Origin of the sequence: Caulobacter segnis, from assembly GCF_003243465.1 — a bacterium.
GTDB classification, from domain to species: Bacteria; Pseudomonadota; Alphaproteobacteria; order Caulobacterales; family Caulobacteraceae; genus Caulobacter; species Caulobacter segnis_A.
The window spans coordinates 1-10,700 of record NZ_QFQZ01000113.1; the positions used below are offsets into that span (position 1 = coordinate 1).

The window sequence follows — 10,700 nt, forward strand, 5'->3', positions numbered from 1 at the left end:
CGGCCGCCGCCGCCATCCCGGCCAACATCGCCGCCGCCCTGAGCGATCCGTCCCGTCCCGCCGCCGACATGGTTCGAGACGAGGCCCGCCATCCGGGCGAGGTGCTGGCCTTCGCCGGCGTCAAGCCGGGCGCCAAGGTCGCCGACCTGATCCCCGGCGGCGGCTACTTCACCCGCATCTTCTCGAAGGCCGTCGGACCCAAGGGCAAGGTCTACGCCTATGTGCCTGACGAGCTGACCAAGATGGCCAAGCGCGAGCCGGCGGTGAACGCTATCGCCCGCGATCCGGCCTATGCGAACGTCACGGTGATCCTGAACACCCTGCCGAACTTCGCCGCGCCCGAGAAACTGGACCTGGTGTTCACGGCGCAGAACTATCACGACATGCACGACAAGTTCATGGGACCGGCGGACCTGTCCGTCGTCAACCGCCAGGTTTTCAAGGCCCTGAAGCCGGGCGGGGTCTACATGGTGATCGACCATGCGGCCGAGGCCGGCTCCGGCCTCCGCTACACCGAAGACCTGCACCGCATCGACCCGGCGGTGGTGAAGTCCGAAGTGACCGCCGCCGGCTTCATCTTCGAGGGCGAAAGCAAGGTGCTGCGCGATCCGGCCGATCCGCGCAAGGCCAACGTCTACGACCCGTCGATCCGCGGCAAGACCGACCAGTTCGTCTACAAGTTCCGCAAGCCCGCCTCGGCGCGCTGACGGACGCAATCCATGATCATAAGAGCCGCGCCCAACGAGGCGCGGTTCATCTTTGCAGGGAGTAGCGGATGACTCGCGTCGCGTTCATCGGACTGGGCAACATGGGCGGCGGCATGGCCGCCAACCAGGCGGGCGCGGGGCGTCAGGTCCGCGCCTTCGACCTCTCGGCGGACGCTCTGTCGCGAGCGACAACCGTCGGATGTCAGGCCGCGGGCTCGGTGGCCGAGGCCGTCGCCGACGCTGAGGTGGTGATCACCATGCTGCCCGCCGGTCCGCACGTGCGCTCGGTCTATGGCGAGCAGGTCTTCAAGGGCGCGCCGAAGTCCGCCCTGCTGATCGACTGTTCGACCATCGACGTCGAGACCGCCCGCGACGTGGCCCGCCTGGCCGGGGAGGCGGGCTTCCGCTTCGCCGACGCGCCGGTGTCCGGCGGGGTGATGGCGGCGGAAGCGGGGACCCTGGCCTTCATGGTCGGGTGCGACTCGGGCGATTTTCCGGCGGTCGAGGCGGCGCTGGAGCCGATGTCCCGCGCCACGATCCGCGCCGGCGACCACGGGGCGGGGCAGGCGGCCAAGATCTGCAACAACATGCTGCTGGGCGTCTCGATGCTCGGCGTCTGCGAGGCCTTCGCCCTGGCCGAGAAGCTGGGCCTGGCCGCCGACAGCTTCTTCGAGATCGCCAGCAAGTCCTCGGGACAGTGCTGGTCGCTCAGCACCTATTGTCCCGTGCCGGGCGTCGGACCCCAGACCCCGGCTGATCGCGGCTACGAAGGCGGATTCGCCACGGCCATGATGCTCAAGGACCTGAAGCTGGCCCAGGGCGCGGCCGCCCAGGTGGGGGCGTCGACGCCGATGGGGGCCCAGGCCGAGGCGCTGTACGCGCTGTTCGCGGCCAACGGCTTCGCCGGCAAGGACTTCTCGGCGGTGATCCAGCTTTTGCGGGGTAGGCTGAGCGAATTGGCTTGAGGCTTTCAGGCGACAAAAGCGCGCATCGCTAACAACGTTAACGACGCGGATCGGGTATTTCTGTTTCCTAGGTAAACGCCCGTAGATGGACACTCGCAGCGCTTGGTGCGAAAAGCCGAGCCTGTAATCAAGGGGACCAGCGGCTTATCCGCCGTCGGTTTAGAGATCGCAATGGACTACAAAGCCGCGTTCCGCAGCGCCGTCGACCAGATCCGCGACGAAGGCCGTTACCGGGTCTTCGCCGACCTGAAGCGTCAGCGCGGCGCCTTCCCGCGAGCCACCTGGACCCGCCAGGACGGCTCGGAACGCGAAGTCGTCGTCTGGTGCAGCAACGACTATCTCGGCCAGGGCCAGAACCCGGTCGTCCTGGAAGCCATGAAGGACGCCGTCGACCAGCACGGCTCCGGCTCGGGCGGCACGCGCAACATCTCCGGCACCAATCACGACCACGTCCTGCTGGAGCAGGAGCTGGCCGACCTGCACGGCAAGGACGCCGCCCTGCTGTTCACCTCGGGCTATGTCTCGAACGAAGCCAGCCTGTCGGTGGTTCAAAAAATTCTGCCGGGCCTGATCATCTTCTCGGACGAGCTGAACCACGCCTCGATGATCGCCGGCATCCGCAACGGCGGCGGCCCGCGCAAGATCTTCAAGCACAATGACTTGGCGCACCTTGAAGAGCTTTTGGCGGCCGCGCCGGCCGATGCGCCCAAGCTGATCGCCTTCGAAAGCGTCTACTCGATGGACGGCGACATCGCCGACATCGCCGGCACGATCGCCCTGGCCAAGAAGTACGGCGCCATGACCTATCTGGACGAAGTCCACGCGGTCGGCATGTACGGCCCGCGCGGCGGCGGCGTCGCCGAGCGCGAAGGCCTGATGGGCGAGATCGACATCATCGAAGGCACGCTGGGCAAGGCCTTCGGCGTGATGGGCGGCTACATCACCGGCGACACCGAGGTGATTGACGCCATCCGCCTGATGGCCGCCGGCTTCATCTTCACGACCTCGCTGCCGCCGGCCCTGACGGCGGGCGCTCTGGCCAGCGTCCGTTGGCTGAAGGCCCATCCGGAAGTGCGCGAGATCCACCAGGAGCGCGCCGCGACCCTGAAGGCCATGTTCCGCGCCGCCGGCCTGCCGGTGATGGATAGCGAAAGCCACATCGTCCCGGTGCTGGTCGGCGATCCCGTCCACTGCAAGATGATCAGCGACATGCTGCTGGCCGATCACGGCGTCTATGTGCAGCCGATCAACTATCCGACCGTGCCGCGCGGCACCGAGCGCCTGCGCTTCACGCCCACGCCGTTCCACAGCGACGAGATGATGCGCAAGCTGGTCGCCGCCATGGAAAAGCTGTGGGCCCACTGCAACGTCGCCCGCATGGGCGGTCACGCCGCTTAAGGACCGAACGCACTTCAGCTTCGACCCAAACCGTCATCGTCGAAACGAAAAACGCCGCCGGAGCCCGGCGGCGTTCGCGTGTCCGAAAGGCTGGGGCGGCTCAGCTGCCGCGCCGTACGCCCTTGCCCAGTCCGATCTTCTTGGCGAAGTCCGAGCGCCGCGCGGCGTAGGCGGGCGCCACCATCGGGTAGTCGGGCGGCAGGCCCCACTTGCGGCGGTATTCCTCCGGGCTCATGTCGTAATGCGAGCGCAGGTAGCGCTTGAGCATCTTCAGCTTTTTCCCGTCCTCCAGGCAGACAATGTAGTCGTGCTGCACCGACCGACCGACCGGCACCGCCGGCTTGGCCTTCTCCTGCGGACGCGCCGGTTCGCCCCCGTTGTTCAGCGACGTCAGCGCGTCGTGCACCGTGCGGATCAGATCGGGAATGGCCGTCTGGGACACTGTGTTCTGGCTTACATAGGCCGCTACGATTTCCGCGCTGAGCCCCAGGATGTCGAGGCTGTTTGCGCTGGCCGTGTCCGAAGTGCCGCCGCCCTGAGACGCCATGAGATATCCCACTCTCGTTTCTGCCGTTGTTATGCCGCAGGGGTGCGAAGCCGCCCTGCGCGACTGCAACGCACAGCTTCACATGTGGTTCCAAGATTGATTGCCGCGCCTATCTCGTTAAAGAGGGCGCCTCTGCCGACTCCCCGTAGCGCCGCCAGGAGAGCGTGATGACTGAAGCCAACCTCAGCGCCTTTTTCGGCGCGGACCTCGCAACCGCCGACCGTGACATCTTCGATCGTATCGGTCGCGAACTGGATCGGCAGCAGAACCAGATCGAGCTGATCGCCTCGGAGAACATCGTCTCCAAGGCCGTGCTCGAGGCCCAGGGTTCGATCCTGACCAACAAATACGCCGAGGGCTATCCCGGCAAGCGCTATTACGGCGGCTGCGAATATGTCGACGAGATCGAGACCATCGCCATCGAACGCGCCAAGGCGCTGTTCGGCGCCGGCTTCGCCAACGTCCAGCCGCACTCGGGCTCGCAGGCCAACCAGGCGGTGTTCATGGCCCTGCTGCAGCCGGGCGACACCTTCCTGGGCATGGACCTGGCCGCCGGCGGCCACTTGACGCACGGCTCGCCCGCCAACCAGTCGGGCAAGTGGTTCAAGCCCGTGTCGTACTCGGTGCGCCAGCAGGACCAGCTGATCGACTATGACGGCGTGGCCGAGATCGCCGAGCGCGAGAAGCCCAAGCTTATCATCGCCGGCGGCAGCGCCTACAGCCGCGAGATCGACTTCGCCAAGTTCCGCCAGATCGCCGACTCGATCGGCGCCTATCTGATGGTCGACATGGCCCACTATGCGGGCCTGATCGCCGGCGGCGCCTACGCCAACCCGATCCCGCACGCCCACGTCGTCACGACGACGACGCACAAGACCCTGCGCGGTCCGCGCGGCGGCATGGTGCTGACCAACGACGAGGCCATCATCAAGAAGGTCAACTCGGCCGTCTTCCCGGGCCTGCAAGGCGGTCCGCTCGAGCACGTGATCGCCGCCAAGGCCGTGGCCTTCGGCGAGGCGCTGCGGCCGGAGTTCAAGACCTACGCCAAGCAGGTCGTCGCCAACGCCCGCGCGCTGTCGGAAGCCCTCTTGAAGTCGGGCGTCAACATCGTCTCGGGCGGCACCGATAGCCACCTGATGCTGGTCGACCTGCGTCCCAAGGGCGTGACCGGCCGCGACGCCGAGCACAGCCTCGAGCGCGCCCACATGACCTGCAACAAGAACGGCGTGCCGTTCGACACCGCGCCGTTCACGGTCACCTCGGGCATCCGCCTGGGCACCCCGGCCGGCACGACGCGCGGCTTCAAGGAAGCCGAGTTCACGCGCGTGGGCGAGCTGATCGGCGAAGTGGTCAACGGCCTGGCGGCCAACGGTCCCGACGGCAACGCCGAGGTCGAGGCCAAGGTCCGCGAGGAAGTGGTGGCCTTGACGGGCCGGTTCCCGATCTACAACTAATATGGTTTAGGCGCCGCGGGAGGGGCCACATCATGCGTTGTCCCTTCTGCGGCCATGCTGAAAGCCAGGTGAAGGACAGCCGTCCGTCGGAAGACGGCGCGGCCATCCGGCGTCGCCGGATGTGCCCCGAGTGCGGCGGCCGCTTCACGACGTTCGAGCGCGTCCAGCTGCGCGAACTGATCATCCACAAGCGCTCGGGCCGCCGCTCGCCGTTCGATCGCGACAAGCTGGTCCGCTCGATCAGCCTGGCCATGCAGAAGCGCCCGGTGGACCCCGAGCGCGTCGAGCGGATGATCAACGGCATCGTCCGCCAGCTGGAAAGCATGGGCGAGACCGAGCTCCCGTCGTCGACGGTGGGCGAAATGGTCATGAAGGCGTTGAAATCCCTCGATGACGTAGCCTATGTCCGCTACGCCTCGGTCTATCGCGATTTCAAGGAAACCGGCGACTTCGCCAAGTTCCTCACCGAAGAGGGACTAAGCGACGGCGTCGAAGAAGAGCTATAGTCCGTTAAGCCTAATGTGTGTTTGTGGTCGCGCGCGACGCGACCGTGGAGAGTCGAGCTAGATGGTTGAAGACAACATCCGCCTGTTGATCGTGGAGGGCCGAAGCCATTCGGGCGTCTCCGACGAACTGCTGCGCGGGGCCGCCCAGGCGATCGAGGGCTATGGCGCGGAATATGACGTGATCACGGTCTCCAGCGCGCTTCAGATCCCGACGGCCGTCGCCCTGGCGGAGGACGCCGGCCAAGGTCCCGTGGGCGTGCGCTATGACGGCTATGTCGCCCTGGGCTGCGTGATCCGCGGCGAGACCTACCATTTCGAGCTCGTCGCCAACGAGACCGCCCGGGGGCTGCAGGACCTGGGTATCGGCCGTCGCCTGCCGATCGGCTTTGGCGTCCTTGCGGTCGATGACGAGCAGCAGGCCTGGGCCCGCGCCAAGGTCAGCGAGGGTGACCGGGGCGGCGCGGCCGCCAAGGCGTGCCTGGAGACGATCGCCCTGAAACGTCAGCTTCTGGGGCGCGGCAGATGAGCGCACCCCGCACCCAACCGCGCTCGGTCGCGCGCCTGGCGGCCGTCCAGGCCCTGTATCAGATGGAAGTTTCGGGGGCTGGGGTCGACTCGGTCATCCGCGAGTTTTCCGAGCACCGCTTCGACCGCGACGTCGAGGGCGAGCGTTTGGCGCAGGCCGACGAGACCTTCTTCGCCGAGCTGGCCAAGGGCGTCGTGGCCAATCAGGCCAAGGTGGACCAGGGAATCGTCAAGCGCCTGGCCTCTGGCTGGCGGCTTGAGCGCCTGGACGCCACGGCGCGCGCGGTGCTGCGCGCGGGCGCCTACGAATTGATGTATCGACCCGACGTTCCGACCGAAGTCGTCATCAACGAGTATGTCGAGATAGCGAAATCCTTTTTTGAGGGTCCTGAGTCAGGCTTCATCAATGGCGCCCTCGACGCGATCGCCCGTGATGCAAGAGACTGACGAAGAAGACTGGTTCGCCGAAGACGAGGCGCCATCCACAGCGGTGGCGCCCGCGACCGAGTTCGACCATATCGAACGGCTCCTGCGTCCTTTGACGCGGGGCGATCCGGTCGCGCTGGACCTGCTCGACGACGCGGCCGTGCTGCCCTCGCGGCCCGGCTATGACCTGGTGATCACCAAGGACGCCATGGTCGGCGGCGTCCACTTCCTGGTCGACGAGGCGCTGGACGTGGTCGCGCGCAAGCTGCTGCGCACCAACCTCTCCGACCTCGCGGCCAAGGGCGCCGAGCCCTACGGCTACTTCCTGTCCGTCGGCTGGCCCTCGGGCTCGGACGTCACCTCGCGCGAGACCTTCGCGCGCGGCCTGGCCGAAGACGGCGCGCTTTTCGACATTTCGCTGCTGGGCGGCGACACCGTGACCACTTCCGGGCCGCTGGTGCTGTCGGCGACCCTGCTGGGCTGGGTCCCGCAAGGCGGCGCGATCCTGCGCCGCGGCGCCAAGCCGGGCGACCGCCTGATGGTGTCCGGCACCATCGGCGACGGCTGGCTGGGCCTGCTGGCCCAATGGGGCGAGGTCGCCGATCCTGATGGCGGCCTGCTTCGCCGCTATCGCCAGCCCGAGCCGCGCATCGGCCTTCGCGAGTCCATGCGCCAGCACGCCAAGGCCGCGGCCGACGTCTCCGACGGCCTGCTGGCCGACAGCAGCCACATCGCCAAGGCCAGCGGCTGCCGGGTGCGCGTCGACCTGGAGCGCCTGCCGCTCTCGCCGGGCGGCCAGGCCTGGCTGGAGCTTCAGCCCGAGCAGGTCGAGGGGCGCATCTCCCTGGCCTCTGGCGGCGACGACTACGAGATCGTCTGCGCCGTCGACCCGAACGAGGCCTGGAACTTCCGCATCGCGGCCGCCGCCGCGGGGGTGAAGGTCAGCGAGATCGGCGAGTTCGTCGAGGGCGAGGGCGTTTCGGCCTACTACAAGGGCCGCGACGTGACGCCATCGCGTCTGGGCTGGCTGCACGGCTAGAACCGCGCCGATGGCGAACAGCCTCAGCCGGTAGGGGAATATCAAGCCCCGCTTGCTAGGGTTGCGGCATGAGCCCGACCCTTTCCCGTCGATTGCTGCTGACCCTGGCCGCCTGCGCGGCGACGGCCGGCCCGGCGTTCGCGCGCTCCGAGAAGAAGAAGGAGGGCGAGGGGCAGGCGCTCGACCCGACCTACAAGCTCGGCTCGATGACGATCCCCATCATCGCCAACGGCCGGGTCGTGAACTACGTCTTCGTCGCCCTGACCTTGAGATTGACGTCCGGCTCGGATGTGGAAGGCTTCAAGGCTCAGGAGCCCACTTTGCGCGACGCCATCATGCGGGCGTCATACCGGACGCCGTTCGTTCGGCCCGACACCTGGCAGGAAGTCGACGGCCCTAAGCTCCAGGCCTTCGTCCTGGGGCAGTGCGCGATCCTGTTCGGCAAGGGCAAGGTCGCCGCCGTCGACATCGCCAAGCAGGTTCCCCGCCAGCATGTGATGCCGCCCAACGCCGCGATGATCCGCGCGCTGCAGCAGCGGCCCGACAATCCCAGCCCCTGAAAACGGCTGTAAATCCAAGCTTTACCCAGCGGAATCGCTTGTTCCGACGCGGGTTGCGCGGTCCTCAGGCATCTGACAGTGTCCTCGCATGACGCCGTTCGGTCGTCATTTCAGGGAGAACGAGGGGGCACGAGGCCAAAAATGGCCCGCCTGTTGACCTCGACGACGACCGACCAGCTTGTTGAGCTGGCTCAAGGTCGCCGCCGGCGGATCGGCGTCCCCTCGTTGCAAAGAAGCGCAAGGGGCGAAGAACCTAATGAGTCTTTGGCTTTATCTGGCCATCGGGGCCGGGCTTCTGGCGGTGCTGTATGGCGCCGTGCAGACGGCCAGTCTGATGCGGGCGTCGGCCGGCAACGCACGCATGCAGGAGATCGCCGCGGCGATCCAGGAAGGGGCTCAGGCCTATCTGCGGCGGCAGTATCTCACCATTTCCATCGTCGGCGCCGTCATCCTGGTCGCCGTCTACCTGCTGATCGGCGCCTGGGCGGCCCTGGGCTTCCTGGTCGGCGCGGTGCTGTCGGGCGCGGCGGGCTTCGCGGGCATGCTGATTTCGGTCCGGGCCAATGTCCGCACCGCTCAGGCCTCGTCGGAAGGCCTGGCCAAGGGCCTGTCGCTGGCCTTCACCTCGGGTGCGGTCACCGGCATGCTGGTGGCGGGCTTCGCCCTGCTGGGCGTCGCCGGCTACTACTGGGTGCTGACCGACGTCCTGGGGCTGGAAAGCACCAGCCGCGGCGTCGTCGACGCCCTGGTGGCCCTGGGCTTCGGCGCCTCGCTGATCTCGATCTTCGCCCGTCTGGGCGGCGGGATCTTCACCAAGGGCGCCGACGTGGGCGGCGATCTGGTGGGCAAGGTCGAGGCCGGCATCCCGGAAGATGACCCCCGCAACGCCGCGACCATCGCCGACAACGTCGGCGACAATGTCGGCGACTGCGCGGGCATGGCCGCCGACCTGTTCGAGACCTACGCCGTGACCACCGTCGCGACCATGGTCCTGGCGGCGATCTTCTTCCGCGGCCACGAGGCGGTCGGCGCGATGATGCTGCTGCCGCTGGCGATCTGCGCGGTCTGTATCGTCACCTCGATCATCGGCGCGTTCTTCGTCCGCCTGGGCAAGAGCCAGAACATCATGGGCGCGCTCTACAAGGGCCTGATCGTGACCGGCGTGCTGTCGATCCCGGCGGTCTGGTACGTGCTGCACCAGCTGGTCCCGGCTCCCGTCGTCACGGAAGCCCGCACCTACACGGCCGACGGCCTGTTCTATTGCGGTCTGGTCGGCCTGGCGGTCACCGCCGCCATCGTGATGATCACCGAGTACTACACCGGCACGAACTTCCGTCCGGTGAAGTCGGTGGCCCAGGCCTCTGTTTCGGGGCATGGCACCAACGTGATCCAGGGGCTGGCCATGTCGCTGGAAGCCACGGCGCTGCCGGCCCTGACCATCATCGTCGGCATCGTCGTCACCTATAACCTGGCGGGTCTCTTCGGCATCGCGACCGCCACCACGACCATGCTGTCGCTGGCTGGCTTCATCGTGGCCCTGGACGCCTTTGGTCCGGTCACCGACAACGCCGGCGGCATCGCCGAAATGGCCGGCCTGCCGCCGGAGGTCCGCGTCACCACCGACGCCCTCGACGCCGTGGGCAACACGACCAAGGCCGTGACCAAGGGCTACGCCATCGGTTCGGCCGGCCTAGGCGCCCTGGTGCTGTTCGCCGCCTATACCGAGGACCTGAAGTTCTTCTCGGCCAACGCCGCGCCGGGCAGCTTCTTCGACGGCATGGGCGCGGTGACCTTCGACCTGTCGAACCCGTACGTCGTGGTCGGCCTGCTGTTCGGCGGCCTGCTGCCGTTCCTGTTCGGCGGCATGTCGATGACCGCGGTCGGCCGCGCGGCCGAGTCGGTCGTGGCCGAGGTGCGCCGTCAGTTCCGCGAGAACCCCGGCATCATGACCGGCGAGGTGAAGCCGGAATACGGCCGCGCCGTTGACATCCTGACCAAGGCGGCCATCCGCGAGATGATCGTGCCCAGCCTGTTGCCGGTCGTTTCGCCTGTCGTGCTGTTCTTCGTGATCAACGCGATCGCCGGCAAGGTCGACGCCTTTGCGGCCCTCGGCGCCATGCTGATGGGCGTGATCGTCACCGGCCTGTTCGTCGCCATCTCGATGACCAGCGGCGGCGGCGCCTGGGACAACGCCAAGAAGGTGATCGAGGAAGGCTTCACCGATAAGAACGGCGTCCTGCACAAGAAGGGCGGCGACACCCACAAGGCCGCCGTCACCGGCGACACCGTCGGCGATCCCTACAAGGACACCTCGGGTCCGGCCGTGAACCCGATGATCAAGATCACCAACATCGTGGCCCTGCTGCTGCTGGCGGTCCTGGCCCACGGCGGCTGATCCAGCTACAGACGCAAAGCGCGAGCGCCCCGGAGGAGACTCCGGGGCGCTTTTTCGTCTGGACCTTTGCGGGAGTGTGGAGGTGTCCGCCTAGAGCATTTCACGACCTGACGGAGTCAGGTCGTGAGCTCTAGTCTCCTGTTTTAGCGCATTTTTCTTCACGCGAACCGGGACCACT

The 10,700-nt window shown here is 67.1% G+C and carries 11 protein-coding genes; 10 read left to right on the forward strand and 1 reads right to left on the reverse strand.

The window, feature by feature from the left end:
- Positions 1 to 14: 14 nt before the first annotated feature.
- The 3 genes from DI526_RS21870 (at position 15) to hemA (ending at position 3,070) form a co-directional block, all read left to right on the forward strand.
- Positions 15 to 707: a class I SAM-dependent methyltransferase gene (locus tag DI526_RS21870; RefSeq protein ID WP_304282694.1), complete on the forward strand. Its 693-nt coding sequence runs from the start codon at positions 15 to 17 to the stop codon at positions 705 to 707.
- Between the two features lie 68 nt (positions 708 to 775).
- A complete protein-coding gene (gene mmsB, locus DI526_RS21875) occupies positions 776 to 1,672 on the forward strand; it encodes a 3-hydroxyisobutyrate dehydrogenase (protein ID WP_304282671.1) in 897 nt (298 codons plus the stop codon).
- Between the two features lie 171 nt (positions 1,673 to 1,843).
- Positions 1,844 to 3,070, forward strand: coding sequence for a 5-aminolevulinate synthase (hemA, locus tag DI526_RS21880; RefSeq protein ID WP_304282674.1), 1,227 nt, complete (start codon positions 1,844 to 1,846; stop codon positions 3,068 to 3,070).
- Positions 3,071 to 3,170: 100 nt separating this feature from the next.
- Here the strand turns inward: hemA and DI526_RS21885 are convergent, their stop codons facing one another.
- A complete protein-coding gene (locus DI526_RS21885) occupies positions 3,171 to 3,617 on the reverse strand; it encodes a MucR family transcriptional regulator (protein WP_304282677.1) in 447 nt (148 codons plus the stop codon).
- Positions 3,618 to 3,784: 167 nt separating this feature from the next.
- Here DI526_RS21885 and glyA point away from each other — a divergent pair, with 167 nt between their 5' ends.
- From glyA to DI526_RS21920, 7 genes are all read left to right on the forward strand, one after another.
- Entirely contained in the window at positions 3,785 to 5,071 is a 1,287-nt protein-coding gene (gene glyA / locus DI526_RS21890; RefSeq protein WP_304282679.1) for a serine hydroxymethyltransferase, read from the forward strand.
- A gap of 32 nt (positions 5,072 to 5,103) precedes the next feature.
- Positions 5,104 to 5,577, forward strand: a complete 474-nt coding sequence (gene nrdR / locus DI526_RS21895) for a transcriptional regulator NrdR (RefSeq protein ID WP_304282682.1) — start codon at positions 5,104 to 5,106, stop codon at positions 5,575 to 5,577.
- 61 nt (positions 5,578 to 5,638) lie between these two features.
- Positions 5,639 to 6,103 (forward strand): 6,7-dimethyl-8-ribityllumazine synthase, encoded by a 465-nt coding sequence (gene ribH, locus DI526_RS21900; RefSeq protein WP_304282685.1) that lies wholly within the window; start codon positions 5,639 to 5,641, stop codon positions 6,101 to 6,103.
- Positions 6,100 to 6,549, forward strand: a complete 450-nt coding sequence (gene nusB, locus DI526_RS21905; RefSeq protein ID WP_304282687.1) for a transcription antitermination factor NusB — start codon at positions 6,100 to 6,102, stop codon at positions 6,547 to 6,549. The genes ribH and nusB overlap by 4 nt, the downstream gene beginning before the upstream one ends.
- The gene (thiL, locus tag DI526_RS21910; protein ID WP_304282689.1) at positions 6,509 to 7,567 is read left to right on the forward strand and encodes a thiamine-phosphate kinase; all 1,059 of its coding nucleotides are present in this window, start codon (positions 6,509 to 6,511) and stop codon (positions 7,565 to 7,567) included. The genes nusB and thiL overlap by 41 nt, the downstream gene beginning before the upstream one ends.
- 68 nt (positions 7,568 to 7,635) lie before the next feature.
- Positions 7,636 to 8,127 (forward strand): hypothetical protein, encoded by a 492-nt coding sequence (locus DI526_RS21915; protein ID WP_304282691.1) that lies wholly within the window; start codon positions 7,636 to 7,638, stop codon positions 8,125 to 8,127.
- Between the two features lie 256 nt (positions 8,128 to 8,383).
- Positions 8,384 to 10,522 (forward strand): sodium-translocating pyrophosphatase, encoded by a 2,139-nt coding sequence (locus DI526_RS21920; protein WP_304282693.1) that lies wholly within the window; start codon positions 8,384 to 8,386, stop codon positions 10,520 to 10,522.
- Positions 10,523 to 10,700: the final 178 nt, after the last annotated feature.

Excerpts from the sequence above, each read along its gene's own strand:
- mmsB (WP_304282671.1), top strand. The coding sequence starts at position 776 with ATGACTCGCGTCGCGTTCATCGGACTGGGCAACATGGGCGGCGGCATG.
- hemA (WP_304282674.1), top strand. The coding sequence starts at position 1,844 with ATGGACTACAAAGCCGCGTTCCGCAGCGCCGTCGACCAGATCCGCGAC.
- DI526_RS21885 (WP_304282677.1), bottom strand. The coding sequence starts at position 3,617 with ATGGCGTCTCAGGGCGGCGGCACTTCGGACACGGCCAGCGCAAACAGC.
- glyA (WP_304282679.1), top strand. The coding sequence starts at position 3,785 with ATGACTGAAGCCAACCTCAGCGCCTTTTTCGGCGCGGACCTCGCAACC.
- nrdR (WP_304282682.1), top strand. The coding sequence starts at position 5,104 with ATGCGTTGTCCCTTCTGCGGCCATGCTGAAAGCCAGGTGAAGGACAGC.
- ribH (WP_304282685.1), top strand. The coding sequence starts at position 5,639 with ATGGTTGAAGACAACATCCGCCTGTTGATCGTGGAGGGCCGAAGCCAT.
- nusB (WP_304282687.1), top strand. The coding sequence starts at position 6,100 with ATGAGCGCACCCCGCACCCAACCGCGCTCGGTCGCGCGCCTGGCGGCC.
- thiL (WP_304282689.1), top strand. The coding sequence starts at position 6,509 with ATGGCGCCCTCGACGCGATCGCCCGTGATGCAAGAGACTGACGAAGAA.
- DI526_RS21915 (WP_304282691.1), top strand. The coding sequence starts at position 7,636 with ATGAGCCCGACCCTTTCCCGTCGATTGCTGCTGACCCTGGCCGCCTGC.
- DI526_RS21920 (WP_304282693.1), top strand. The coding sequence starts at position 8,384 with ATGAGTCTTTGGCTTTATCTGGCCATCGGGGCCGGGCTTCTGGCGGTG.